We start from the raw sequence: 25,435 nt of genomic DNA on the forward strand, positions 1-25,435 counted from the left end.
GGTCCAGGGCGTAGGTATCGAACCGTCGGAGAGTACAAGTGCTTTCTGGATGGTATTCCAATTACATCGCCAAATATGACAGGGGCGTCCGTGGAGCCGCGAGGCCCTGGGGACAACAGTAGCTCAGGCGTTTCGAATTCCAGAAGAATACAAGAAGGCACATACCAGCTAGGTACTCATGGGTTTTCAACTTCGAAATATCACACAATTGACTACAAGAGTGATGGTCGACCTAGACCAGGAGTCTATGTCCACGATACAGGAAAACGCACTGCAATCCTAATCCACAGAGGGGTTGGCTTCAAAGCAACTATTGGCTGCATAAATTTGACCAAGAGCATTGCTGGCCCTGACGACGACATAAGCGGGACGAACAGTTACATTCATCTTGATGAATTGATTAGGTATATGAAAACCAATCTGCCCGGTTTCCCAACTGATGCAGGCGAAAGAATTGACGATGCCTGGCTAGTCATCGAGGGGGAGCCTTGAACACACAATTCAGTCTTGTGCTTTGTGTGCAGCTATTCCTTGGGATCGTTGGCGGAGCTAAGTTTTTGGTGAGTCACGCAACCTTTCAATTTGCCTAGGTATTCAAGCAAATCTTCTGGCGTTGCTGTGGAATCTCTTACCGAGAACCTCTGACGCGTGCCCGCTACTCCTTGTTCACCCGGCAAGGATGCTTTGAATGCATTGATAAACGTGGAATAGTCCGCCAGTTCACGTGTCAAGCCACGGTATACTGTTATGCGAACTTCGCGGATGACGGCAAGTGTAACTTCTGCGGCAACTTTGGAATCAGCATATTTTGAGTTTTTTGAGTAGATTGTTGCTACACCACCAACACAGTTTAATGTTTGCGCGCCGTCATAAATGCTCTCGATAGAGGTTTTGTTCAAACCTCTGGCGGCAGTTTGCTGCAATCCAACTGCCGCCAGTCCACGATTGGCAAGGGCAGTGTCAGACGCACCTTTTACCCCTCCCGCTACGACTGACGCAGCCGTGAGTATTACAGCACCGCTGACAACATCCTGAGCCTTTTGCGAACTTCTTCCAGCGCGAAAATAGGCTTCTGCAAGCATGTTTGCTTCTCGAGCCGCTTCGACCAAACTCCCTGCGTTTTCTGGTTTAAGTGTGTTGTGACTAGAGGGATCGCCATACAACTCTCGCTCCTTGCTGCTCAAAAAATAATCCGAGCAACCAGCCAGAAAGACAAATGCGAAAAATAAAAACTTGCGGAACATTAACTTCTTACCTTGGAAAACTTTAGTTGAGTATCACTCCAAAATGCGTGCTTTAGTTCAAGACAATTTCAACCTATTGGTTGCGTATCATTCTACTTCACAACCAAAGTCTGTCAAATTTTTGGCTCCTACCATTCGAAGGCAGTGAGGATTACTCCGCAACTCAGGATCACCTTGCACTCTGTTTTGTCGGTGCAGTCCTCACTAGTATTTACCGCTCGTTAACCACCTTACGGCCAATCTCAACGGAAGGATTGGAGTGGTGGAAGCGGCAATGAAAAGTCAGATATTAGACCAACTGAAAGAGGTTATTGGCCGGGACAAAAAGAGGTTCGGCAAGTTGGTCAAATTCGATGGGCAGAACGGCTTTTCAGAGGACGCTTTAAAGGGTCTTGAGGATCTGGAAGCACGTACGCCACCACCGGATGCAATCGTCGAACCTGCATATTCTCCAGGCTATGTGAACCGTGACCGCCTTTCACCCAAGAATACTGCTGGTGGTGGTTTGGTAAAAGGAGACGACGGCGCAAAGCGGCCACACTATTGGGGTCACCGTGAGCGATTGCGGCAACGGTTTCTGAAGGGTGGCCATGACCCGATGCCCGAATACGAGTTGCTGGAACTTTTGCTGTTCAACGCAATTCCGAGGATTGACGTCAAACCGCTGGCCAAACGCCTGCTTGCGGAGTTCGGTGACCTGAATGGAGTAATTGCGGCCTCAAAGCACCGGATTCTGAAAGTGGAGGGGGCTAACGATTGGGTCTACTACCATTTGCGGGTTGTCGAAGCCTTTGGGCACAGAATGGCGCAGGCTCAAGTGATTAAGCGGGATGTGGTGTCATCGTGGGAAGCCCTCGTGACCTTTTGCCGTACCGCAATGGCGCATCGTGAAATCGAGCAATTCCGTGTTCTGTATCTCGACCGCAAGAATGTCCTGATTGCCGATGAGGAACAATCCAAGGGAACGGTTGACCACGTGCCAGTTTACCCCCGTGAGGTTGTGAAACGCGCCCTGGAACTGAACGCAAGCTCGTTGATCCTGGTTCACAATCACCCGTCAGGTGATCCGACCCCCAGTAACTCCGACATTCTCATGACCGAACGTATACAGGATGCCTGCAACACTATGGGCATTCAGATCCATGACCACGTTATTATTGGGAAGAAAGAAGAATACTCTTTCAGTGCACATGGGTTGCTAACGGGTGTTTAGCCGAATACCTCGATAGCAAGCCTTTCTTTTTTGAGTGATCCCCTGATTGATGAAGTACTGTCTTGCTGCCGCTGTCCTTTCACTTGCCACGTCTGCCGCAGCAGGTTCCCTCCATGTCCGTGACGCTGACACCATTGTTGTTGATGGGACGCCGGTTAGATTGAACGGGGTTGATGCACCCGAACTCGATTCAATATCCGGGCAGGACGCTAAGCGCTGGGTGGTCAATTTCCTTCGCGGTAAGTCGATATCCTGCGACCTGAGCGGCGAGCGAACCTATGACCGCTGGGTAGGGGTGTGTTACGCTGACGGACAGGACATTGGCGCGGCTGTAATCGCTGCAGGCCACGCACTGGACTGCGCCCGATACTCGGGTGGGCGATATCGGCACCTAGAGGTAGCTTCTGCTCGGTCCAGATTGAGAAGGGCGAGTTATTGCAAATAAGGGAGAAGGTTAGATGCTTTTTGATATTCAAATTGAAGGCACACCAGACACTATTAAATCTCGGAATTACCTGATCGATTTTAGCAATCAGTTAGAAACGTTCATGAGTGGTTTGGTGAACGGCGAACTGATGCCCAACTTCTTTGGCGGCATCCTTGACGATGACGCCGAATTATTGCGACCGGCATTCAACGAACTGGTAGAACGAAACGCCTTTGGGGACATAAAGGTAGGAATAAGTGAAATCAGCGAAGACCTTTTAGTCAATCACGGACTGAGCGGTCAAAACCTCACCTACAAAATCAATACACTTTCATCATCGTCACAGCAGATTGTCAGAGCGTCAGAGCGCGAAGAACTCACTGGCCTTCTCATGCGTCCAGTGCGGAAAGTTCTCAAGTACCTTTTAAAACTGATTAACTCAATTCTGGGTTCGTTGCAGTCCGCAATAGCGGCTGCAAATCCAGTGCTGGGTGGCGCGGTCCACGCAGTAAAAGAGTTGAAAGACTATATAGAAGCCAAGGTTGACCTCGTCGGTGACCTGAGCCAGTAGGCGCACCGATGTCTGCTGTGCGGACAAAGCGGACCCAAAACAGAGCTCGTCTAACGTCAGCTTTGTTCACAAGCTCCTTCGGCCAAGCACTTTAGGAGGTCAGCCTGCTCTAAAGGCGATATTGAAAAGAATGTCGGGCACGGCGAAGTCGTCAACTCTACCCTTTTGCCATTCTGGTATCGACGCAAAATCCCGACAACGTGGCTATCTGCAGGTGGCATCAAGTCGACAATACCCTCATACTCTGACGATATTGACACACGCGCGTCGATATCCTCCGCCATGAAGGGAATGAGTAACCCGCCCAAAAGCTGATGCCCTTCAAAGCGATAGGCGTCATGATACGTGTACTCTATCCGGTTGGGCATCTGAACTGTCTCGGAAGGTGGCCAATAAAGCGCTCGAATTCCCTCAAGCTGTTCTTCATGGAGGAATGGGCTAGAGGCTTTCTTAAATAAACGGCCGAACACCAAAAACTCACCATCGCGTCGAGTACTTAGGTGCTCAGCAAACAGGAGGGATTTACCACGCAATATCTCTGCTTCAGTTTGAGAAATTTGACTGTTCAGATGAAACAACCGGTCAAGAAAAGAACACGTCCAAGCGCTGGCTGTGTCCGGTCTCAAAGACAGGAGTGCAAAAAGGAAGAATACAACAACCTTCGAAACCTTCATGTGAACCACCCCCGTCACTCAAATCGGCCTACAAACCCGATAGCAGACATTAGCGCCGTATGCAGTACCCTTCAATTTGGGCTCAGAGCAGCCATCCGCCGACTTCTGTCTGTCTTGCGGCCTGTCCCAACGGGACCAACGGCAGTTGTGCGGGACAAACCGGAACTTCGCTGCGGTTGCTCCAATGTCGGCTTTTATACGGGTCCGAAGAAAACCTCTCTGGCGCTTTGATTTAATCAACGAAACCCTCGCTCAGGCGGTGTACGCCGAACCAAGAGCAAACGCACACAAATCAAAAGGCCATAGCAACAAATGTGCCAAATAAAAAAGCGGGTATCGTCGATAAGTACCCTATGAAAAAAAAGGGCCGCTTTTTGTAGTTTTGAAACTTAAAGAACCGCTTGGCTAACTGTAAGATCAATAGCCCAAGCGCGATAGAAAGAAACCAGAATGTTGTGCTAAACGTTGATAGCAGTAGCTCCGGACCAGCATCCGAGTCCCTCAACAAGATGACTCCAAGCACCTCTTCGAACCCCCATACAGTTCTTGCTCCAAATGCCGTCATGACGCTGTTGAAGCTTACGAGGTATATTAGGAGGCTGGAGGCGACATCGACCACTAACAATCCAAGCAGACTTATGAGGCCTTGGACACGGGAAACAAGTATTCGCGTTACAATGATCGAAAGAAAGTCTCCGATGTAGTTCACCACCAAAATCGGCACTAACACCCAGTATTGTGCATCTGAATTGAAGCTCAAAATGTCCTTGATTATGTAAAGTAGAGTCTCGCTTTCACTTAGGTTATCGGTCGTGTGCCAGTAAGCAGCGACAAAAAGGCTAATCAACACCAGCCAAGCTGTCGTAAAGAGCGTTGATGAAACGATGAAGCGAATTGTAAAGGGGTGCCGCCCAAAGATCACATCGAAGCCTGAGGTGACAATATCCCGTATGTCTGAGATGGTCGAATATGAAACGAATCTTTCAATTCGTTCGATTAGGTGTGCTTTTATCTCGTCGTTAGCTTCCTTTTCAGCCCAGGCTGCAATGGATAGTAAGAAACCACCGCACATCAACCCCACGGTAATCGGAGACGCGCCTGAAACGGTTTCGACAATGTGCTCAATCATAGTAGGTCAAGCGAGCATTAAGAACGCTGGCTCGTCAATCCCCTTCGTAAGCCGAAGTTCACTGCAGTGCGTAGGTGGAGAACTTTGGGCTCCACAGCAGACATCCGGCAGCTTCCGTCAAACATCGGGAATGTCAGCAGACTGTCGTGGGCCGACCAACGTCAAACCTTCCCCTGATATAGTGGAAAGTCACGACACTGGATGTGTGCTATACTAGTAGGGCTTCTCACCCAAGGTGGTTGGGGGAGAAACCACCGTCTCACAAATGGTTGAATGTGTAAGGTGGAGCGAGGGGCTGGACGAGGGGGTAAAGCCAGCCCCTCAAGCTCTGGGGGTCTCGGAGCTGTGTGTGATTGCTCCGTTAACTCAAAACTAACGAACTATGCGTGTCCGCGATATTGGGGGTTCCCCGTATGTGGTGGAATTATTCTTTCAGACACAATTCAGACAGAGCCAGCGGGTACCAAAAGAGCGCGGCGCGCCTGATGGGGGTTAGCGATTTCAACGAGGGGGTACGAGTTCGGCGCGTCGTGCCATCACTCCAAACTCGTGCATTTGGCTTTGAAGCATCATCAAAAACTTTGATCCCTGAAATTTCAAGGAGACCATCATGAGGTAGCTGGTCTTAGCTCAACTCGTAACTAGAAAATTGAACACGAAACGCACTAGGAGTTCGACTTTAGAATCTTCGAAGCGATGGCAATGACATCCTCAGCGGGCGCTGTGCTACTAACCACGGTTCGTGCATCGGGTGGAAGGAGCGAACGCAAAGCATCTATCAACGACATGTCAGGGTCATCCTTCGACAGGATAGCGGCGTCACCAAGAGCGGTGTAGAATTGCGATGCATTTTCGTTTCTTTGACGGCTGGAATTGAAAATCCTAACCAACCAGAGAAGCAGCAAAAGCGAACCGATTTTTGTTGTCATTGAAATGACTGTTTGGAAAAGCGCCTCCTTTTGTCTGGTTTGCTCAACTTTGGCATTTAGCTCGGCTTGTATCGTTTCCAAACCAAGATTGTAGTCGTTTTCCGCAACAAACCAATTGAGGCTGAATTTGTCGTAATTTGATAGGAACTGGTTTTCAACTTCCTCTCGTTCAATCTCAGAGCGAAGTTGGTTTTCTAACTTAGCAATTTCAAATGCTTTTATTGCATCAATCTTTGCAACGTAAAGTTGGTCGGGTATCTCGGCATTGTAGTCGGGGAGAGGGTCGAAAAGTCCCATAGTTTCTCGAAGCGGCTGCTGCGGTTTTCCAAGCGGCGAATTCTCATCTACCCCAATCAATGGCTCAACTAACGGCGGAGCAACTTTTTCCTCCTGACCTAGGTTTGGTAAAAATCTATCCCTAACTATTCGGACGGCATCTGTCGCAACTTCTTCCGATAGTTGTTCTAGGTCCGATTTGTTCAGGTCATCGATGCTTTCGGCTATAAAATCCGAGCTAACAAAGACCAAGATGCAAGCAAATATTGCTCCAATTGTCAGCAAAGTATCTTGCTTTGCGCGTCTGGCATAAGCTTTCGCTCTGCCCCTAATTTCCAAAATGTAGGCGTCAAAATCCATAAACTTCGATCCAAATGCAAAGATGCTGTCTCGCAACAGATTATAGACACCCGTAGACCTGTAAAGATTTCGTCGTCTCGCGTTGGGTGAACAAAGGTCTGAGTGCCTATGCCGATAGGTCATTCATTCGCCCGCTATGACCCCTTGTCGCACGCGTACAAACCGACCGGAAATGCACCTACAAAACAGACATAGACCGTCTGTAAAAAACCTGCAGAGGTGTATGACCTCATGCGCCATCTGTAACCCATGCCCGCTTGTTCCCGTCCCACACTCTACCGTTCGGGCCGTGCCGTTCCCATTCAGGCAGGTTTCGCCATTCATCCAGGCTGACTACTTTGCCGGTCCACGTGACAGGCCTGCCGCCCACACCGACCTTGTCAGGCACCGACCTCCGATCCTGATTTTCGCGCAAACTTTTCGCGTTATTCGGCTGCGTCTCAGGTGGGAACAGTTGGCCCACCTGATTTTTTGAGTTTTGACCGATGGGGGTCGCTACATCCGCTACATCCGCTACATGAGACCCCGATTTACCTCCCTGTGTAGCGGATGTAGCGGATGTAGCAGGGGTAGCCTGCTGATTTTTGATTTTTGCCAATGCGGCGCGGGTATCGAAAAAAGCAGCCATGACTCACCCCCTGACGATACGAAAGGCAAGGTTGCGACTAGCCCCGTCAATCACGGTTCCGGCGTCTAATTGGTGAAGCCAGCCGTGAGACGATAGAACCGACAGCAGCGATTTAACCTGCGCCGTTTCTCGCATTGAATTGGGGCCGTACAGTACAACGTCGCGGGGCAGGATTGTGTTCGCGTCTCTACCCAGCTTCAGCGCCTGCTCCGGCCAGCCGTCAACAATCCACTTGCGTAGGCGCTCGGCCTGTTCGACCCGTTCCGTTATCATCGCAGCTTCGGCCAGTCGCTTGGCTTCGCCTAGGTAGAACTGTGCTAGGTTGATAGCATCGGCCATTGCTTCAACTGATACCTCACCGGCGTTCACATCATGCCAGAGCGTAAGAACCCCGGCGATCCGAGCAGCCTGTTCAGCGGATTTAGACGCAAAGGATTTGACGTGTTCGAAATCGCCGCCATTTCCCTGTGACAGTTCTGTTGCCCGGTAGTAATCAAACAGCAGGTCTTTGGCCGCGCTGGACAGGTGCAGCGTCCTTGGCTTGAGTTCTTGAGGCTTATCTTCATCCACCGGCTTGGGGTGGCTCAAAAGTGCGTTCAGGCGTCCGGCCATCGCTACTTTCGCTACATCCGCTACTTCGGCACTTGGCCGATTCAAGCGCGCACCGATATTGCTGACAGGTTCAGTTATCAGGAACCGGGCCAAGAAGCCCTGGCCGGACGCAATCGGATCTGAAAGCAGGGGCCGTGCCGCGACCGGCTGCACCATCAAGTGCATTGCAAGTCTGCGTCCGTAGAGGGTCACTGCTCCGTCACCCGCGCGCACTCGGTCTGGCGGTTCGCCGTCCCAAAGTTTGGACAGACCCGCGACGGTTTTCATGCGGTTATCTGAGTTCATGGCGTGACCACCGAGAAACCCGCCGCCCTCATCCGAGAACAGACCCAAGCTGGGCTGACCGACAAGGTAGAGTTTTACCAACCCCTCAATCGTCGGCTCTGATGCCGTCAGTTTAGGCGACAAGGGTTGCGCAGGTTCTGAACCCATGGCCTTCAAATCAGCCTCGGCTGCTAATGCCTTGTCTGGCTTGCTGCTGGATGCCTCTTTCAAAAGGCGGTCACGCTTGGCGGTCCACAGCTTTTGGGAAAGCTGCCAGTCCGCCATGTCCTCTTTGTATTGGGCTGTTTGTTCACGTTCGAATTCTCGCAGACCATTCATGACCAGCTTGTCGCAACCGCTTTTCCGTTCGCCGGATTGTGCGACGGTCAGGCAGAATAGCGACGTAGGTGAATACCCAGCCAGGGTTTCAACATCGGCATGCGCCTGCACGGCCAGAGACGCCACAGATAGCGCCGACTGCGCCGCAATCGCTATCGGGGCCTGTGTGGCCTGCTGGATTGCCATTACGGCCCCCTTGAGCGGCCCCAGCGCATCCACCGGGTATTCATCGCCGCGCGGGATTTCCCGCAGTAGAGGTTGCGGGCCTTCTTCAATAAATGGTTTGGGCTGGATCACTGTCATATCGCGCCCCCTTCTTTCAGAATGTCGTTGAAGTCTTTGCCGACTGGCGCGTTCAGCATGGAAACCTGCCACCCTTGAGCGCTGGCTCGCTTTGCAAGTGAATGGCCAGCCTCTCGCCCGGCGTCGTCACCATCAGTGGCAACAACCAAATCCCTTGGTCGATCCGGCAGGCGCAGGGCCTTCATCCCCGATGTGCTGAGCGTGGCCCAAACCGTCGCAGGGCCGTCCAGCAGCCCCGATAACAGAGACAGGCCGGTCTCGATGCCCTCACACACCACCAACGGCCCCACGGCCTCAGACAGCACCACAGCGCCGCCAGCACACGGCCCTAGCATCATCTTGGCATTCTTCGGCAGGCGGTTGCCCCGCTTATCGAAAAACGTCCGGTGAATGCCTCCGGTGGTCACATCCGCGACCATTGCCATGCACCACGACGTGGAAGGGCCGTGGAACAGGTCTGGTGCAAACCGCAAGGACGGCGGCAGGGGGCAGGTGATACCCCGCCCCCGTAGATACGCCTCAGCCTTGGTTCGTTCGATGGGCCGGGATGCTTCCCAGATCCCGCGTGCCTGCCGAAGTTTGTTTTCTTCGTATTCCCGGCGCTTCTGATCCGCCTCCCGCTGGGCCTGCGGATCAACCTGCGCAGAACTGGCCGGAATGTTGGCCGCGTCCGCAATGGTTCGAAAATCGCAATTGGCCTTGAAGCAATGCAACAACAACTTGCCGCCCGATTCCGATACGGAAAGTGCGTTCTGATCCTTGCGGCGCTCCGTCTGGCAGACAGGGCAGGGCGCTTGCCCCTTCCCATTGCGCCAGACACCACCGAGTTTGTAAGTCAGGTCTTGCCCGTTCATGACGCACCATTTTCCTGCCCGTCGATCCGGGTCACCTTGTCCAACAACTTGTAGATGCCGTAGCGTTCGCGTCCGGTTTTGGGATCGTTGTCGAACCACTCGGTTTCGATGTTCAGGCCCTGCTCATCACGCAGGCCCATTATGAAATGGGACAGCCTGCAAGGGCTGGCGCAAAACATCGGACGTCGCATCAAGGTTTCCAAAATGCGCCGCTTGTTCTTGCGGACGTAGAACGTGCGCGTTTCACCCGATTGATCCGTGACAGCAAATTTTGCCATGCCGATCCGGGCGGGGAGGTCACGCCAAGACGTGACCCATAGAGTGTTTTGGGGAGGCTTCAGACTACTCATTGCGCTGCCTCCACGTTCAGGCCGTACCAGTGCAGGGCCACAATTGGGCAGTCACGCAGCAGGTCACGCGGCGGGTTGTTGTCGTTGTCGGGGGTGAACACCGGCGCGGCACCAAACAGGTTTTCTGGGTCGCTGTGTTTGTCGTTTGAGAGATATTTTAAGCTCATGCTCATGTCCTCAAGCTTGCGCTTTAGGTCAGAACACGTTACATTTCAGAAAGTCCTGCCACAGACTGTTAAACGAAATGCCCCGTGCCCATGTTGACCCATGGAGCGCGGGTTTCGTTTATGCGGGGGCGGGTTTGCCGACCTCATCAGCGTAGCGGTCGCACTCATCATATTCGACGCGAGTAGCGTTACCGAATTTGGTGAACTTGATCCGTCCGGCTTTCTTCTCCGCGTATAGTTGGGCGCGAGAAAGGCGCAAGTAGTCAGCCGCTTCGGGTACGGTCCCGTAACGCGGCCTTACGGCGTTAACTCCTTTGGTGTCCATGGTTTGCTCTCCTAGTCTGTGTCGATACACAGGAGGCTACCCGAATGGATCAGGTTGCAGCAAACCAAACGGCATAAAAACGTATTAAAAACAGCATATTAGCTAATACCAATGGAAATTTGGGCCGTCGGGTGAATTGGTATTAGCTCGATGCCTTCGCCCGCTTACGGCGGGCCGCAGAGACGGCACGATGCGGGGCAATCCAGTTACTATCAATGCTGTGATACTTAAAAGCCCGCTGAACGACTTTGCCAAACTTTGTACTCGGTCGTGCCTTGCCATTCCTTACCGGCGCAGTTCCAGAGAGTATCGGTTCGCCCAATTCCTCGAACACATCGGCAATCGCTTCCGCCAAACCGTATGCGTGATTGTCTTTCCCGCCCGGTCTAGGGTTGTGCGCGTCCCAGACTCGCGACATGGATAAGCGCTCCGCAAAAGAATCAATTGCGGCCCTCACCTTCTCCGGTGAAAGCCGGTCAGATGCCGGAGAGTATCCGCCCTCATCAATACTGGCGTATTCTCTATACTGGCATGGGATGTCCTTGCATGCCCTGCGGAACTCAAACCCGCTGATTTCTTCTCCACCAGATTTCGATACCAGCACTTGAAGCGCCGCTATTGCCACCTCAACTGACTCATTCTGATTCTCGCGGGCTTGAATGCTCTGGTCATTTCCGACAGGTTTGCCGCCGAATATATCACTGAACCTGCCTCGAACTTCTTCAATGTCCGTGTCAGGAAAGAGGCTGACGAGAAAATCAAGTTCAGCCTCAGCTATCGACGTGGCGGGTTTTTCGCTCATGACCGCCCGCCAATCTCAACCACATCCGCGCTTTCCTGCGTCACCAGTTCAGCCCATTTGTCCAGCGCCACGGCGCGCTCTGCCAGCAGTTCGGCCTGATTGTAAACTCTGGCAACCGCGCTAGCCTTTGATGCAGTGGCCGCGTGGTTCAATACCCGGTCAACCACAGATTCAGATATCCCGCGTTCCGCCATGTGAGTTGCAAACGCTGTTCGGAAATCATGTAGCCGCCACGGCTCAAACTCATCGCCAAGCAACTTATCAAGCCGGGTTTTCATTTTGCTCCACCCAGATATCGGGGTGCGGCCCGTCGTGGTGAATAGGAAGTCTGATGTAGCAGGGACCTTGCCGGTTTTTTTACTTTTGCTGGCCTCTGCCTTGGCTTGCTCTTGGCGAGCTAGAACCTGTTCAATCTCAGCCAGCGCCGGGGCCGATAGGTGGGTGATGTGCCCCCGGTCGTTCTTTTCCTGCGATATGGCTTTTTTGAACCGGAACTTTGAAAGCTCTAGTTCGCTCTTACACAAGTTATTGATTGAAGTGCGGCGCTGGACAGTTAACAGCAGGACACGCACAGGCGGTCCCCATAGGTCGCCAAGCTCATAGGTCTGTTTCCAGATTGCGCGAATCTCATCCAGGCTAAGAACACGATCCCTGATTTGCTCTTTGGTGGCGCGTTCGAGCCGGTCGCCCACGTCCTCAGCCAAATATTCACGCCGCCACGCCCAGCGCGTGAAGTGCTTCAAAGCCGCCCTTGTCCGGTTAGCCATGAACATCTTGCCTTCTTTGGCCTTGTCATCAATCGGCTTTTGAAGGCTGGCACGAGTCAGGTCACCAATAGGCTGGGCAAGGTGTTTACGTAGAGCATCCTCAAGTTGCCGCTTTCTCTCTTCCTGCCTTTTCAGTGTGGAGAGGTGCAGTTCGTCATATACGTTCAAAACGTCCTGAAGGGTTTGGGCTGTCGCAGCGGCGCGCTCCTGATCCCTGCGGGTCTGCTTGGCTTCTAGTACACGGTCAAACCCCCGCGCGGCCTCAGCTTCTATCTCAAGAGCCAATGCACGGGCCTCAGCCAGCCCAATCGCACCATCTTCGCGCTTTCCGGTCGGGGACCATGTGCAATAAGTCCCAAAAGTGTGCTTGCGCTTTGCGCCGCCCTTGACGCGCTTTTCGTACATCCAGACCGCACGGGCTGGGTAAACCCTCAACCGCAGGCCGGTGCGTTTCGTGTCGGATATCTCATCCCGCCCAGCAGCCGGGGGTTTGAGCTTCATCAGGAGCGCGTTGGTAAGCTCTTTCTTCACGTGGTGGCCTCTAGGGGACTCATAGGGGACAAAATGGGTTGGATTCTGATAGACGATCATGGACAATTGTAGACACTATTTACTTGGGGGACAATACGAATTGCGCCTGAACTGCAAGCAAAATATAGCATATTCTGCACACCCTCAGACGACGGCGGACAAGTGTAGATAGTGACGCAGAGTATGGGTGCTTCTGACTTTTAATCAGTGGGTCGCAGGTTCGAATCCTGCACGGCTCACCACTTTTTTCTTAGGGTTTAGCAAGAATAGGCGAGAATTTCTCACGCCTACAGCAACCACCTAGCACCGCCCGCACAATGCTCTGGGATATACACCACCGGCTCCGGAAACCATCGTTCAGATGGGCCAAAGGCCGGTCATGCACTAACAATCAAATTGGACCACCCAAGCGAGGCTGATCACCATCACAACAATCAAAAACCTCGTATAGCGCAGGAGCTTTCCATGACGGACAGCAAACTCTCTTCGCATGCCAAATTGATCGCCGACATGTCGTCCGCTCAGAAGAACCAAGTTCTGAACGATCACATTCGAAAAACAGGTGAGGGTGGGGTTGTCATGTTGCTATCGAGGCCGCGGGTGGACGGAACTTGAACCGTGGGATGCCCCGGCCGCGGGATGCCTGGAACTATCAGTTCGGATATCTTGGCGGTACCATCAAAAAACCGAGCTGCCCTACATCAACATAACGAACTTCTATGATCGGTTGAATACCAAGAGGATTTCCACTCGATCAAAGGAGCCCTTGCTCATTTTTTTGCGCAATAGACCCTATTTTTTTCCTTTTGCCCCATCTGTTGGCATGATCTGGATCTTGGAGATTCTGCCGCTGAGCACAGGTCGGACCGCAGGACCCACGAGTGCGCGGCGCAGGGCGATCAGGTAACACAACCAACTGAAGCACCAGAACAGGGCGGCGGTGTTTTCCAGAAGCTTGCCAGAAACAGTTAACGGTGCGGCAAGGCGGGTTACGATGGCGCACCACAGCAACACCATGGCACAGGTCAGACTTCGTGGTGCGCGTAGTGAACCCTCTGAAGTATGGGATGCGGCGCGGCCAGTGAAGGCCATGACCATGCCAGAGATCGCCCCAATGGTGAGGGCGTGCAGGGCATCGCCCGTAGGATAGGCTGCCGGAAGAAACCACACAGAGCCGATAAGCAGCAGTCCAAGAGGGAGGCAGAGAAATGCCGCGTGTAGCCCGAAGAGCAGCGGGTTGTGCCATGTGTCGAAACTGCGCCACAGCCACATCGCGGCAAGCACGGAAACGGCGGCGATGATCAGCAAGGCATTTGCAAAACCGGGAACGTCGTACAACAGAGCAAGCACGCTACAGGCCAGCAACGCCAGGGTGATCAAGCGCAGCCCTTCGTTGTAGGGTATGTCTAGCGCAGGCAAGCCTTGATGTTGACGCCAAGTGGTGGTGAAGGCGGGGACGGCACGAATGCCGATGGCGGTGATCAGCATGGCGAAGCCGATCAAAACCGCGCGCACAAGGGACAGGCTGGCCGCGACATCACCGGATTTACTGATGGTCATGTAAATGGCTTCGACCAGGCCCAGAGCCAGTGCAGCGATAGCAAACGGAATTTTGACATAGGCGCCCGCGGCTGCGATGCGCCATGTCAGAAGGCCAAACAAAGCGATGTAGTACAGACCATTGCAGAACAGGATCAGGCTGAGAGGGAGGCGGTCAGCCAAGGCCGTTGTAACGCGGCCCAAAGCCCAGAACCCCATCAAAAGCTTCAATACTGTGCCCTGTTCGGGGGGCTTGGCCACCCAGTTGGGCAGGGCAGTCAGGAGGTAGCCGCCCACAGCCAACGCGGCAAAGCCGAACAGCAGCTCATGCACATGCCACAGAACATTTGGCTCAAACGCTGGGGCGGGCAGGCCCAGGCGCACGCTCAGCGGCCACCATCCGACGCAGACAAGTGCCCAGAGTGCCGCGCCGCTGAACATGGGGCGATAGGGCGCGGCCCAGAACGATCTTGAGGTCACTCTGCCGGGACGGCCCGGTCGGCGGACCAGTCGGCGCCACATGCACCTTGCAGGAACCCATCGGAAAAGCGGGCGTCCGGCGTGAGGGATTGAAGCTTTGCGGCCGTTGTTTGTGCCGTGGCATCTCCTTGCAGTAGGGCGTGATAGGCGGTGCAAATGGCAGGGAAACCCTGTGATTGCGGAGAAAGGCGAAGGGCAGCGACACCTGAGCGCCCCAGTGTCTCGGTCTGGTAGACCGCAGCGGCGTGCGTGTCTGACAGGGTCTGCACACCGTTCATAGTCATGAACGGCTGACCTTCCAGCGTTTTCACCTCCAGCCCGTCCGGATCGTCTTCGCAGGCAAATTGGCAGTTGTCTTTGGTGCGTCCGTGCAGGCGCGCGTGATAGCAGCGGCCCGAGATCGCCAAGGGCAGGCGGCCATGGCCCCAGACCTCAATGGCGACACCTAGATCCGCGGCGGTTTTGGCCAGCACCTCAACGCTTTCCAACGGCAGTTCGGGCGGCAGGCACACCCGTGTGGCACCCAGCGAGGCAAGCCATGTCAGCGTGCCTTCGTTGTAGACATTGACCAGCGGACCAACCCAGAACGGTGTGCCTTTCGGAATATGCGGCAAGGCAGACAAGTCGTTGACCTCAACCGGCAGGCCCATTTCGAAAAGATCAGCGGTCAGCTTGCGTTCGCGTTTCAGCGTGACCAGCGCAAGGCTGGTCAGGGCCACCTCTTTGCCTGTGTTTTGCAGCGTGTCGATCGCTTCAGCGATGTGCTCCTGATAAAACGGCAAACGTTTGGAACAGACCAGTTCGCCCAATACGACACGGGCAACGGGGGTGTCGGCCAAAGCGGTGTGAAACTCCAGCCAACGGTCTTTGGACCAGAAGAACTGGGTCGGCCCAGCGGTGAGATCCATGGCTTATCTCCAGGTTTTCTTATAGGCGCCGGTGGTCATGGCCTGACCCTCGGACAGACGGGCCAACATGCCCTCGGGCAGCGGGTGGCCTGCATCCAGCGCATCCACGGCGGCGCGGAAGTTGCGCACCACCTGCGCCACATAAGAACGTGACCGTTGGCGGCCTTCGATCTTGAGTGCGGTGACGCCCGCATTTTGCAGCTGCGGGATCAGCTTCTCGGCGTTCAGGCTGACCGGGTCTTCAAACAGGTGGCCGGTTTTCTCACCTGCGCTGAAGCATCCTTTGCACAGGGTCGGATAGGGGGCGGCTTCGCCTTTGTTGACGCGGTGAATGATGTAACCGCCCAAACGCGCATCCAGCACCCCGTTTTCGTCATGGTATTCCACATGACTTGCCGGAGAGCAGACACCGTTCATGTTGGGCGATTTGCCGGTGGCGTAGGACGACAGCGAACAGCGGCCCTCGGCCATCACACAAAGACCACCAAAGACGAACACCTCGGTCTCAACCTCGGTTTCTGCGTTAATCGCGGCGATCTCCGGCACCGAGAGCACGCGCGGCAGCACCACACGTTTCACGCCAAAGGTCTCGGCATAGTAGTTGATGACATCCGCATTGGCGGCGGCGGCCTGTACCGAGAGATGACGGCGCAGGCCCGGATGATGGCGCGCGGTGTGGGCCAGAAGGCCGGCATCGGCCAGGATCACCGCATCGGCGCCGCAAGCTTCGGCATCGGCCACGGCGCTGTGCCAGATGGCCTCGTGCCCGGCGCGCGGAAAAGTGTTGATGGCGACCAGAACCTTGGCACCATGCTGGTGGGCAAAGGCCACGCCCTCGCGCATTTCCGCGCGGTCGAAGTTCAGGCCGGGAAAGTTCCGGGCGTTGGTTTCATCGGCAAAGCCGCAGTAAACCGTGTGTGCGCCCGCTTTTACTGCCGCACGCAACGCGGCGGGGGTGCCGGCGGGGCAGACAATTTCCATTACCATAGTTCTGCCTCTTCAGGTCTGCTCAGGTTAACGCCGGTTCTTCGCTCGATCAGTGCGAGAACCCTCTGCATGGAGTGCGCCAATGGGCCGGACAGGTCCGAGAGTTCCTGCGCGAAGTCCAGTTCGGCATCGTCGACGGCGTTGCGCAGGGCCAGCGCGGCGGCCGTATCGCCTTCGATCACCAGATCGCGGGAAAAGAACAGCGCGTCCCCGTCATAGGCGCCGTGAACAAGGCCCAACAGGGCAGCCAGCGGCCCGGCGATCCTTGCGGCACCTTCTGCCGGGCCGCGCATGACCGTCACGCGCGGGCTTCCACCGTTCGGATCAAGGCAAATCACAAAAGGCAGGTCGGTCGGATCAAGGATGAACCGGGTGTGATCATGCTCTCCAAGCCTGCGGAACATGCCCGGGTGCTTTTGAGCAATCTTGCGGGAAAAGGTGGACAGGATGGCCGACAAGGGGGCGAAAGGCAAAATGCGCAACGGATAGGTGGCCATCTGCGGAAAGCGCGGAATCTGAGCGGGCGATTGGGACAAGCAGGGCTCCTTTGGCACGGTCGACACGTCTCTTGCCGGGCACTGATAAATGTTTGTGCGCGTTCCCAAGTTGATCATTGTCAATTTCGCTGCGGAATTTCGCTGATAGGCAGGCCGGGCTCTCATGAACAGGATCTCCCGTGCGATCTTTGCCCTCCTTCCCCAGCTTGCGCAGTTTCCTTGACTGGTGCGGGGACGCCAATCAGCTACTGACCGTGTTCGAGCCCGTCTCGGTTCGCCACCAAATGACAGCAGTTCACCGCAACGTTCTGGAACGGGCAGGTCCGGTGTTGCGGTTCGATTTTCCGGTGATGGGTGCTGGTATCCCTTCAAAAATGCCGGTTGTCGCGAACCTGTTCGGAACCGCCGAACGTGTATGCGCCGGGCTTGGGATCAAACCGGAGGAACTGGACGAGATGGGCGCGTTTCTAGCCGCGCTCAAAACTCCGACGCCGCCGGACGGGGTGCGGGACGCCCTGTCGCGCTGGCCGATGTTGAAGGCCGCTCTGGCGACGCGACCCAAGATCACCAAGTCTGGCCCTAGCCAGCAGGTTGTACTGGAAGGGTCGGATATTGATCTGGCCTCCATCCCGGTGCAGACCCATTGGCCGGGCGATGCGGCGCCGCTTGTGACCTGGCCGGTGGTCATCACCCGACCGCACGGTTCCGAGGCGGGCAATGTCACGTCGTATAATGCGGGCATCTACCGCGCACAGGTGTTGGACCGGGATAAGCTGATCATGCGGTGGTTGCCCCATCGCGGCGGCGCGGCCCATCACCGGAGTTGGGCGAAGCGGGGTGAAAAGACTCCGGTTGCCATTGTTCTGGGGGCGGATCCGGCCACGTTGTTGTCTGCCGCGTTGCCTCTTCCCGAGACCGTGTCCGAAATGACTTTTGCAGGCGCGCTCAACGGCGCCCGCCCCCGTATGGTGGCCGCCAAGTCGGTGCCCTTGATGGTTCCGGCCGAGGCCGAGATCATCCTTGAAGGTTGGGTGTCGCCTACCGAAACCGCGCCCGAGGGGCCGTTCGGAGATCACACCGGGTATTACAACCGGGCCGAGCCTTTCCCGGTCATGCAGGTCACTGCCGTGACCCATCGGCAGGACCCGCTGTACCTGTCCACTTATACCGGCCGCCCGCCAGACGAGCCCGCGATCATTGGCGAGGTTTTCAACCGCCTCGCGCTGCCCACTATACGCGCCCAGATTCCTGAGGTCCGCGACCTTTGGCTGCCGCCCGCCGCGTGCTCGTACCGCATGGCCGTTGTCAGTATCGACAAACGCTATCCCGGTCAGGCGCGCCGGGTGATGATGGCGTTGTGGGGGATGCTGCCGCAATTCAGCTATACCAAGATGATCGTGGTAGTCGATGACGACATCGACCCCGCAAACTGGGATGACATCGCCTGGGCGCTTGCCACGCGAATGGACCCGGGTCGGGATGTGATGACGCTGGAGAACACACCGATGGACTACCTGGACTTCGCCTCTCCGCAACCGGGGCTAGCCGGGAAAATGGGCATCGACGCCACGACCAAGATCGAAAGCGAAACCAGCCGGGAATGGGGAACCGTGATGAAAACGGCGAACAAAGACGCGGACTTTGCCGCCGATCTTGTTTCCCGCCTGATGAAAGGAGCGGCGTCATGAGCCAACACCGTGTGATCCTGGGCGTGGCCGGAGCCTCGGGTGCGGCACTCGGGATGTCGGTTGCGCGGCAATTGTCCGGCTTGGACGTCGAAATCGACCTTGTCACCAGCAACGCAGCCAAACGTACGCTTCTTGAAGAGTGTGGAGGTGATGCGTTTGAAACCCTCAAGGGATTGGCAACCCGCCACCATTCCATCGACAACATTGGCGCTAGCATTGCGTCAGGATCGGTCCCGGTGACGGGGATGATCGTGGCACCCTGTTCGATGCGGTCACTGGCGGCAATCGCGCATGGTCTGGATGACAACCTACTGACCCGCGCCGCCAGCGTCCAACTGAAGGAACGCAGGCGTCTGGTCCTGCTGACCCGCGAAGCGCCGCTGACATTGGTACATCTTCGGAACATGACAACCGCCACCGAAATGGGCGCGATTGTCCTGCCGCCTGTACCGGCCTTCTATCTGAAACCGCAATGCGTGTCGGATATCGTCGTCCAGATTGCCGCCCGCGCGATCGATCTGTTGGGAGTATCCGCGCCGGTGGCAAATCAATGGGCCGAAGCAGGAGTGATACCTGGCTCTAGTGCTGAGCCCTTGCGGTCCTGAACAGCAGCAGAAAAACAAACACTGAACCGATCGAGGTTGTCACGATCCCCACCGGCAACTCCTGTGGCGCCAGAAGAAGCCTGCTGAGAATGTCGGATCCCGTCAGCAAGGCCGCACCCACAATCGCCGCCGTGGGTAGAAGCCGGTTGTGCAGCGGTCCGGCGATACCGCGGGCGATATGAGGCACCATCAGGCCGACAAAGCCGATCACACCTGCGACCGAGACGAATACGGCGGTGGCAAGGGCCGCAGTGAAGAACATGCTGAACCTCAGGCCCTGGACCGGTACGCCCAGCGTGGCGGCGGTCAAGTCTCCGGTCAGCAGGGCGTCCAGCCAGCGGCTGCGATACAGCGAATAGGACAGGATCAGCAGCAGTCCGACGCAGACCAGTGGGAAGGTTTCCCAACGTGCCAGACCCAGCCCGCCCAGCATCCAGAAGATGACCGTATGCGCCGCGCGGCTGTCGCCCGCGAAGATCAGATAATTGGTGATGGCCGAGAACAGGAAGGAAACCGCCAGTCCGGCAAGGATCAGTTTTTCCGGTGCGCTTGTGCGCATGGCGTGCACCAGCGCAAGCACGATGCCCGACGCCACAAGACCGCCGCAAAACGCCGCCAGCGGCAAGGTCCAGAAACCCAGAATATCGCCGGTCACGGTGATGACGAACACGGCTCCTGCTGCCGCGCCCGAGGATAGACCAAACAGGAAGGGGTCGGCCAGATCGTTGCGCGTGGTGGTCTGCAGAACCACGCCGACAATCCCCAGCCCGGCACCAACGACGGCCGCGAACAATGCGCGGGGCAGGCGCAGGTCAAACACGATCCGGTGCAGCGCCGACATCTCTCCGTCGATCATCCCGGTGCCCAACAGGACAGCGTTGAATGCGTCTGTCGCTGGAATGGGTGTGGTTCCGTAGACGGTCGAAATCAGCAAAAGGACGGTCAGAACGACCGCCCCCAGCACGAGCACAAGGCTCAATCGGTTCATATCAGTTGAGGCCCGGGTGCATGGCGTTGGCCATTTTCGAGATCGCCTCGATATTTGCCGGTCCAGGGGTTAGTTCCTCGTACCGCAGGCCGATCCAGCGCTCGTTCTTCACGGCGTCGGTTTGTGACATTACCGGATGCTCCTGCAGGAACTTGAATGTATCTCCCGCGCCATTGCCGGTCTGGTAGTCCAGCAACACCAGGAATTCCGGGTTGGATGCGGCAACAGCCTCCCATGAGGTGCGACCCCAGCTGGTGTCCATGTCATGGGTGACGTTCTCGCCGCCGGCGGCCGCGATCATCGCATCGGGAATGGCGAATTTACCGGCGGTGAAGGGCGCGTCTGCCGGGCCATCCAGCAGGAAGACACGCGGTTTGGCCAGATCGGCGGTCTGTGCTTCGATCGCGGCCAGTTCTTCTTTCCAGCCGCCGACCAGTGCTTCCGCCTTGTCGTCGACATGCATGACCTTGCCCAGACGCAGCACATCGTCGAACAACAGATTCATGCTGGCTTCGGGGCGATCCTTGTCCAGATGCACGCAGCTTTCGGTCAGGATCATGGTCTTGATGCCAAAAGGCTCCAGAGTGTCGGGTGTCACGTCGCCGCCAGGTTTCATGCCGTAATACCAACCGGCGAAGAACAGGTCGGGTTCAGCCGCAACCAGATTTTCAACGGTCGGGTATTTCGGCGCAAGTTCGGGGATGTTACCGCGCAGGGTGTCGAATTCGGGGCTGGTCTTGTACCAGCCGGTGATGCCGGTCAGGCCCACGATCTTGTCCTGCAGGCCAAGGGCAAAGGCCATGTCGGTCATGTTCATGTCATGAACGACCAGCCTTTCGGGTTGAGATTCGAAAACCAGCGGTTCACCGCAATTGTCAATCGTTACCTCATGCGCGGAGGCGCTGCCTGCCATGGCGGTGATCAGGGCCGCAGACCAGATATGTTTCATTGGGGAGAGTTTCCTTAAGTTAATTTGAAACTGGGGTTCTTCGGATATCCAGTGCCGGGATCACTCGGCCTTCATGCTGGAAACACAGATAATCGACGCCAAACGTGTCGCGCACATGCGCGGGCGTCAGCACTTCGGCCACGGGGCCGAAACTGGTCAGACGCGTGGATTTCATCAGCGCCACGTGGGTGGCAAACTCGGGGATCATGACCAGATCGTGCACGATCATGACCACCGTGATGCCCAGTTCGGCCACCAGCGACAGCATTCTCCCCTTGGCGTCCGGGTCCAAATGGTTGGTGGGTTCATCCAGAAACAACAGAGACGGGTTTTGCGCCAGGGCGCGGGCGATATGCGCGCGCTGGCGTTCACCGCCGGACAGCAGGGCCATCCGCTTGTCCGCCAGTGGGCCCAGCCCGGTCAGGTCCAGTATCCGATCAAGCTCGACCGCGTGGTCTTCGGCGGATCGGTCTGAGCGGATCGGAATCTGACCCAGCGCTACATAGTCTCGCAGCAGCAGCCGACCGTCCGGGAACTCCTGCTGGCTGACAACGGCGATCATGCGTGCACGGTCTTTGGACGACATCTGTTTCAGGCTGCGCCCATCGACAAGGACGTCCCCCAGAACCATCTCAGCTGCACCGCATAAAAGGTTCAGAAGCGTTGTTTTCCCGGCCCCGTTTGGTCCGGCTATGGCCAAAACCGCACCCCTGTCCAGTTCGAAGGATGCTCCCTGTAGTAGGACGTCGCCGTTGAGTGCGTAGTATTCTAGGCCACGCGCGATCAGAAACGCTGAGTTTGTCACGGGTGCACCTCCACGTTCAGACGGGGCATACGAGCCAAGGTTTTGTTGAACAATGCACGCGGACGGTCAGAAGCATTGGTCCAGCCGTCCCCACTGTCTTGGAATTGCCGCGCAAACTGGGCCAGAGCATCAATGTCCTGCGAGGATTTGACGTCACCAAACAGGTATTGCGCTTTGCCAACAGCCTGAAAGCCTACGGTTGTCGGTCGGTCACAACCAGCCATGCAGGAAACCATGCGTATGGAAAACCCGGAAGGTAGCCGGTGCGTCAGCGCCTTTCCGATCGCATGCGCGGCGTCCGTGCCGTTGCAGGTCTCGCAAATCAGCAGGAAGTGTTGGGGATCGTTTGCCATTGCCCACTCCGCTTATTGCCGAAGCGAGGTGGCGGCAATGTAATAGCGTAACGCGTTCGTCACTTTGCCTCCTTCCGGGACGCCCCGCCCCGGGTTGGTTGAAAACATGATGGCAGGTCTCCTGACTTGCGGGTCTTGGCTTGGCCATCCTTCCCGGCCTGTGGGCCAGTGGATTTATGGCGTCGCTCACCGCTTACAGTTGCGGGGGCAGTCACGGAGTTGGCGCCGGTTAGCGGACCTCACCGTATTCCCTTTTCATCCCCAATTGGGGGAACCATCATCAGATTGACTGCCCGAGATCGCCCAGTGCGTCAATATGAAAGTTTCATCCTGTTCGTTCGTTACCGGCCAGCTCTGAGGCATAAGGGTGGCCAGTTAAGGACGTTGTTCGCAAAAACTGGCTGGAATGATCTCGGCAGGAAGATAGACTCAGATCATGCGATATTGGTTTCACCTTGCAACGATTCTGGCATTGAGCCTGTGCGGTTCTTCTGCGCTGGCGGCACCGGGGGCTGAACTGGAATGGTCCGAATTGCCTGACCCGTCCGTTCAGGTCTTCGAAGACCCCTACCGCGATCTCAGCCCGGAGCAGTTCGACGATCTGATTTTCGTCGTGCGCCTGCGCGGCAGGCTGCGTCAGGAAGTGGGCAGCCCCGATGAGCGGCGGAAGTGGCAGGAGCTTCTGGTCGAAACCGAGGAAGCCCTGGCTGCGGACGGCATCGATATCGACTGGCTGCTGGACCAGCGACTTGTCGTCGCCCAGCGCCGGGATCGTGCCGGTGCGGCCGGAAACCCTGAATTCGACGGTCAAACGGTGACGCTGGCGGGGTTTGCCATTCCGGCGCCGCCCGATGCGGATGGGCACCCCATCGCTTATCTGGTGCCTCAGCCCGGGATGTGCAGCCACTTGCCGCCGCCGCCGCCCAATCAGATGATCCGGGTACGGCTGAACGGCGACTGGGAGCCCGGTTACGTCCACGAGCTGGTTCGTTTGACCGGAAAGCTGACCATCGATCCGTCAGAACAAAACACAATGGTGGTGGATGGGCTGATGCCCATGCGCGCGACGTTCCAGCTGGAGGCCGACAGTGTCGAAACCCTGGAAACACAGGGCGGCGGACTGAAGTGGACGCAGAGCTCGGCCGAACGCTTCCGTGCTGCAGGCAACAGCAAAACCGGCGCGGAGAAGGCGTCTGAGTGACGGGATCACCGGATCGCCCCCCAGGCTGCCTTGCCGATTTCCTCCTGAACAGAACCGATCGTCTTTGGGATTTGAAAAACCTTAATCTCAGGGTGCGCTGAGATTTCTTTTTAGGTGTACAAGTGACGACGATTTGAGCCTCTTCAGAGGTGCTGGATGTATTGATGACACCCATTAACCTTGCAGAGGTTGACCTCGCGGGCGGCGAACAGCGCATGCCGCTGGTGCGCTATTCCCGGCTGTACAGGGCGATTGGCCCATCTATGCGCAGATATTCGAACGCCGAAACATCGCGATCTTCACCGAACACCGGGTCAAGTCGAACGCGATGGAGTGGCTGGTGGCCTGTGCGATAGCCTATCAGCCCGACCCGGAGCCTTCGCAATATCATGCACTTGCGATGGAAGTCATGAAACGGCAGGGTTGAACGGGCTGTAAATCGCCCTTTATCACAAAGGTGTCGGCAACCCTTTCGAGCCCCAGTGGTCTTGGATATGACGGGTGGAACGCCGCCAAAGTCCTGCCTGCGTAGAACGATCAGGAGCGCATCTATGAAGTATCGCCGTCCGGCCCTTGCCGCCATTCTCTGTGCGCTGCCTGTTGCGGCACTGGCCGAAACCACGCAAGTCGAGCCGGGCCTGATGGTCGAGCTGAATGCGGTGGAAGAGGTCGAAAGCGCCTGCCGCCTGACCTTTCTGGTCGAAAACCAAACCACAACGTCGATAGACAGTGCCAGTTATCAGGTGGTTATATTCGATGCCGCGGGTGTTTTCGAACGGATCACTCTTTTCGGGTTTCGGGACCTGCCGGCAGAACGCCCGCGGGTGCGTCAGTTTGATATCCGAGGCATCACCTGCGAAAACCTCGGGCGTGTTCTGATCAATGGCGTAAGCAGCTGCACCGTCGGAGGTGCTGACAGCGATATCTGCGACCAGACACCAACCTTGCACAGCCGAACAGAAGTGGAGCTTTTGGGATGAGTTTTCTTGACGCCCTGCGCGAAATCCTGGCCCTTGGCGGGCCGGTTGTCGCCATCCTGATCGCCATGTCCGTGGTGACGCTTGCGGTGACGCTTTACAAGCTCTGGCAATTTGCCGCTTCGGGTGTAGGACGGCACCGTGTGTTGTCGCAGGCGCTGGCAGCGTGGGATGCCGGTGATCACCAGACCGCCCGCGCGCGTCTGGCCAAAAGCCACAGCTATCTTGCGCCGCTGGTCGGGGTTGCGATGGACGCGCCGGATGCGCCCGGCCTGGATCAACGGCTGGATGCCGAGGCCGGGCTGGCGCTGGCCGGGCTGGAACGCGGTTTCCGCTTGCTGGATACGGTGGCGCAACTGGCGCCTTTGCTGGGTCTGTTCGGTACTGTTCTGGGCATGATCGAAGCGTTTCGCAGCCTGCAATCCGCTGGGTCTTCGGTTGACCCGTCGCTGTTGGCGGGCGGCATCTGGGTGGCACTGGTGACAACGGCTGTGGGTCTGGCGGTGGCGATGCCGACCTCGATGGTGCTGTCTTGGTTCGAAAGTCGCACCGCGCGCGAACGGGTGTTCGCCGACAAAGCCCTGCGCACGGTTCTCGTACCGGGGCGGGCGATTCCGCTGGCCGAAGATGCGCAACCCATGGCGGCCACGCCCGGACATGCGTAACCCCGCACCCTTTGTCAGACGACCCATG

General features: G+C 56.4%; 30 protein-coding genes and 1 riboswitch. Of the genes, 10 read left to right on the forward strand and 20 right to left on the reverse strand.

Annotated elements, in window-relative coordinates:
* Positions 1 to 75: 75 nt before the first annotated feature.
* Complete coding sequence (locus ACR0IM_RS11585; protein ID WP_480682116.1) at positions 76 to 492, forward strand: DUF5675 family protein; 417 nt, start codon at positions 76 to 78, stop codon at positions 490 to 492.
* A 32-nt stretch (positions 493 to 524) separates the two neighbouring features.
* Here the strand turns inward: ACR0IM_RS11585 and ACR0IM_RS11590 are convergent, their stop codons facing one another.
* A complete protein-coding gene (locus ACR0IM_RS11590) occupies positions 525 to 1,244 on the reverse strand; it encodes a hypothetical protein (RefSeq protein ID WP_480681993.1) in 720 nt (239 codons plus the stop codon).
* Between the two features lie 274 nt (positions 1,245 to 1,518).
* On the opposite strand from ACR0IM_RS11590, the gene radC reads away from it, so the two are divergent.
* From radC to ACR0IM_RS11605, 3 genes are read left to right on the forward strand one after another with little or no spacing between them, the layout of a single operon-like run.
* Positions 1,519 to 2,457 (forward strand): RadC family protein, encoded by a 939-nt coding sequence (gene radC, locus ACR0IM_RS11595; protein WP_480641315.1) that lies wholly within the window; start codon positions 1,519 to 1,521, stop codon positions 2,455 to 2,457.
* Positions 2,458 to 2,506: 49 nt separating this feature from the next.
* Positions 2,507 to 2,902 carry a thermonuclease family protein gene (locus ACR0IM_RS11600; protein WP_480641314.1) on the forward strand — a complete coding sequence of 132 codons (396 nt, stop codon included), beginning with the start codon at positions 2,507 to 2,509 and terminating at the stop codon, positions 2,900 to 2,902.
* 13 nt (positions 2,903 to 2,915) lie between these two features.
* A complete protein-coding gene (locus tag ACR0IM_RS11605) occupies positions 2,916 to 3,455 on the forward strand; it encodes a hypothetical protein (protein ID WP_480641313.1) in 540 nt (179 codons plus the stop codon).
* Between the two features lie 56 nt (positions 3,456 to 3,511).
* On the opposite strand, the gene ACR0IM_RS11610 is transcribed toward ACR0IM_RS11605, so the two are convergent.
* From ACR0IM_RS11610 to ACR0IM_RS11660, 11 genes are all read right to left on the reverse strand, one after another.
* On the reverse strand, positions 3,512 to 4,129 hold the full coding sequence (locus ACR0IM_RS11610; protein WP_480681994.1) for a hypothetical protein: 618 nt from the start codon (positions 4,127 to 4,129) through the stop codon (positions 3,512 to 3,514).
* A 292-nt stretch (positions 4,130 to 4,421) separates the two neighbouring features.
* The gene (locus ACR0IM_RS11615; RefSeq protein ID WP_480641311.1) at positions 4,422 to 5,258 is read right to left on the reverse strand and encodes a hypothetical protein; all 837 of its coding nucleotides are present in this window, start codon (positions 5,256 to 5,258) and stop codon (positions 4,422 to 4,424) included.
* Positions 5,259 to 5,923: 665 nt separating this feature from the next.
* A complete protein-coding gene (locus ACR0IM_RS11620) occupies positions 5,924 to 6,823 on the reverse strand; it encodes a hypothetical protein (protein WP_480641310.1) in 900 nt (299 codons plus the stop codon).
* Between the two features lie 229 nt (positions 6,824 to 7,052).
* Positions 7,053 to 7,451 carry a hypothetical protein gene (locus ACR0IM_RS11625; RefSeq protein ID WP_480681996.1) on the reverse strand — a complete coding sequence of 133 codons (399 nt, stop codon included), beginning with the start codon at positions 7,449 to 7,451 and terminating at the stop codon, positions 7,053 to 7,055.
* A gap of 3 nt (positions 7,452 to 7,454) precedes the next feature.
* Positions 7,455 to 8,969, reverse strand: a complete 1,515-nt coding sequence (locus ACR0IM_RS11630; protein ID WP_480641308.1) for a YfjI family protein — start codon at positions 8,967 to 8,969, stop codon at positions 7,455 to 7,457.
* Positions 8,966 to 9,823 carry a DUF7146 domain-containing protein gene (locus ACR0IM_RS11635; protein ID WP_480641307.1) on the reverse strand — a complete coding sequence of 286 codons (858 nt, stop codon included), beginning with the start codon at positions 9,821 to 9,823 and terminating at the stop codon, positions 8,966 to 8,968. Before ACR0IM_RS11635 ends, ACR0IM_RS11630 begins: the two co-directional genes overlap by 4 nt.
* Entirely contained in the window at positions 9,820 to 10,173 is a 354-nt protein-coding gene (locus ACR0IM_RS11640) for a hypothetical protein (protein WP_480641306.1), read from the reverse strand. The genes ACR0IM_RS11635 and ACR0IM_RS11640 overlap by 4 nt, the downstream gene beginning before the upstream one ends.
* Entirely contained in the window at positions 10,170 to 10,340 is a 171-nt protein-coding gene (locus tag ACR0IM_RS11645; protein WP_480641305.1) for a hypothetical protein, read from the reverse strand. The genes ACR0IM_RS11640 and ACR0IM_RS11645 overlap by 4 nt, the downstream gene beginning before the upstream one ends.
* A 118-nt stretch (positions 10,341 to 10,458) precedes the next feature.
* Positions 10,459 to 10,665: a helix-turn-helix domain-containing protein gene (locus tag ACR0IM_RS11650; protein ID WP_480641304.1), complete on the reverse strand. Its 207-nt coding sequence runs from the start codon at positions 10,663 to 10,665 to the stop codon at positions 10,459 to 10,461.
* A 142-nt stretch (positions 10,666 to 10,807) separates the two neighbouring features.
* On the reverse strand, positions 10,808 to 11,467 hold the full coding sequence (locus ACR0IM_RS11655) for a hypothetical protein (protein ID WP_480641303.1): 660 nt from the start codon (positions 11,465 to 11,467) through the stop codon (positions 10,808 to 10,810).
* Complete coding sequence (locus tag ACR0IM_RS11660; protein ID WP_480641302.1) at positions 11,464 to 12,765, reverse strand: tyrosine-type recombinase/integrase; 1,302 nt, start codon at positions 12,763 to 12,765, stop codon at positions 11,464 to 11,466. The genes ACR0IM_RS11655 and ACR0IM_RS11660 overlap by 4 nt, the downstream gene beginning before the upstream one ends.
* A gap of 465 nt (positions 12,766 to 13,230) precedes the next feature.
* On the opposite strand from ACR0IM_RS11660, the gene ACR0IM_RS11665 reads away from it, so the two are divergent.
* Entirely contained in the window at positions 13,231 to 13,380 is a 150-nt protein-coding gene (locus ACR0IM_RS11665) for a hypothetical protein (RefSeq protein WP_480592231.1), read from the forward strand.
* Between the two features lie 177 nt (positions 13,381 to 13,557).
* Here the strand turns inward: ACR0IM_RS11665 and ACR0IM_RS11670 are convergent, their stop codons facing one another.
* The 4 genes from ACR0IM_RS11670 to ubiT are packed head-to-tail and all read right to left on the reverse strand — an operon-like array spanning position 13,558 to position 17,215.
* Positions 13,558 to 14,784, reverse strand: a complete 1,227-nt coding sequence (locus ACR0IM_RS11670; RefSeq protein ID WP_480641276.1) for an NnrS family protein — start codon at positions 14,782 to 14,784, stop codon at positions 13,558 to 13,560.
* Complete coding sequence (gene ubiV / locus ACR0IM_RS11675; protein WP_480681997.1) at positions 14,781 to 15,692, reverse strand: ubiquinone anaerobic biosynthesis protein UbiV; 912 nt, start codon at positions 15,690 to 15,692, stop codon at positions 14,781 to 14,783. Before ubiV ends, ACR0IM_RS11670 begins: the two co-directional genes overlap by 4 nt.
* A gap of 3 nt (positions 15,693 to 15,695) precedes the next feature.
* Positions 15,696 to 16,673, reverse strand: a complete 978-nt coding sequence (gene ubiU, locus ACR0IM_RS11680) for a ubiquinone anaerobic biosynthesis protein UbiU (protein WP_480682117.1) — start codon at positions 16,671 to 16,673, stop codon at positions 15,696 to 15,698.
* Positions 16,673 to 17,215: a ubiquinone anaerobic biosynthesis accessory factor UbiT gene (ubiT, locus tag ACR0IM_RS11685; protein WP_480641274.1), complete on the reverse strand. Its 543-nt coding sequence runs from the start codon at positions 17,213 to 17,215 to the stop codon at positions 16,673 to 16,675. Before ubiT ends, ubiU begins: the two co-directional genes overlap by 1 nt.
* A 140-nt stretch (positions 17,216 to 17,355) precedes the next feature.
* Here ubiT and ACR0IM_RS11690 point away from each other — a divergent pair, with 140 nt between their 5' ends.
* Together ACR0IM_RS11690 and ACR0IM_RS11695 are read left to right on the forward strand one after the other, a co-directional pair.
* Complete coding sequence (locus ACR0IM_RS11690; protein WP_480681998.1) at positions 17,356 to 18,864, forward strand: UbiD family decarboxylase; 1,509 nt, start codon at positions 17,356 to 17,358, stop codon at positions 18,862 to 18,864.
* Entirely contained in the window at positions 18,861 to 19,469 is a 609-nt protein-coding gene (locus tag ACR0IM_RS11695) for a UbiX family flavin prenyltransferase (RefSeq protein WP_480681999.1), read from the forward strand. Before ACR0IM_RS11690 ends, ACR0IM_RS11695 begins: the two co-directional genes overlap by 4 nt.
* Here ACR0IM_RS11695 and ACR0IM_RS11700 read toward each other — a convergent pair.
* The 4 genes from ACR0IM_RS11700 to ACR0IM_RS11715 are packed head-to-tail and all read right to left on the reverse strand — an operon-like array spanning position 19,444 to position 22,564.
* A complete protein-coding gene (locus tag ACR0IM_RS11700) occupies positions 19,444 to 20,457 on the reverse strand; it encodes a FecCD family ABC transporter permease (protein WP_480682000.1) in 1,014 nt (337 codons plus the stop codon). The genes ACR0IM_RS11695 and ACR0IM_RS11700 overlap by 26 nt on opposite strands.
* Position 20,458: 1 nt before the next feature.
* Complete coding sequence (locus ACR0IM_RS11705) at positions 20,459 to 21,406, reverse strand: ABC transporter substrate-binding protein (RefSeq protein WP_480592248.1); 948 nt, start codon at positions 21,404 to 21,406, stop codon at positions 20,459 to 20,461.
* A 19-nt stretch (positions 21,407 to 21,425) separates the two neighbouring features.
* Positions 21,426 to 22,211 carry an ABC transporter ATP-binding protein gene (locus ACR0IM_RS11710; protein WP_480682001.1) on the reverse strand — a complete coding sequence of 262 codons (786 nt, stop codon included), beginning with the start codon at positions 22,209 to 22,211 and terminating at the stop codon, positions 21,426 to 21,428.
* Positions 22,208 to 22,564: a DUF1636 family protein gene (locus ACR0IM_RS11715; protein WP_480641270.1), complete on the reverse strand. Its 357-nt coding sequence runs from the start codon at positions 22,562 to 22,564 to the stop codon at positions 22,208 to 22,210. The genes ACR0IM_RS11710 and ACR0IM_RS11715 overlap by 4 nt, the downstream gene beginning before the upstream one ends.
* Before the next feature lie 94 nt (positions 22,565 to 22,658).
* Positions 22,659 to 22,858: riboswitch (cobalamin riboswitch) on the reverse strand.
* A gap of 142 nt (positions 22,859 to 23,000) precedes the next feature.
* On the opposite strand from ACR0IM_RS11715, the gene ACR0IM_RS11720 reads away from it, so the two are divergent.
* From ACR0IM_RS11720 to ACR0IM_RS11730, 3 genes are all read left to right on the forward strand, one after another.
* Positions 23,001 to 23,765 carry a DUF3299 domain-containing protein gene (locus tag ACR0IM_RS11720; RefSeq protein ID WP_480682002.1) on the forward strand — a complete coding sequence of 255 codons (765 nt, stop codon included), beginning with the start codon at positions 23,001 to 23,003 and terminating at the stop codon, positions 23,763 to 23,765.
* Positions 23,766 to 24,316: 551 nt separating this feature from the next.
* Positions 24,317 to 24,745, forward strand: coding sequence for a hypothetical protein (locus ACR0IM_RS11725; RefSeq protein WP_480592256.1), 429 nt, complete (start codon positions 24,317 to 24,319; stop codon positions 24,743 to 24,745).
* Entirely contained in the window at positions 24,742 to 25,407 is a 666-nt protein-coding gene (locus tag ACR0IM_RS11730) for a MotA/TolQ/ExbB proton channel family protein (RefSeq protein WP_480592258.1), read from the forward strand. The genes ACR0IM_RS11725 and ACR0IM_RS11730 overlap by 4 nt, the downstream gene beginning before the upstream one ends.
* The last annotated feature ends 28 nt before the right edge of the window (positions 25,408 to 25,435 follow it).

Source organism: Ruegeria sp. BF6, assembly GCF_056538665.1.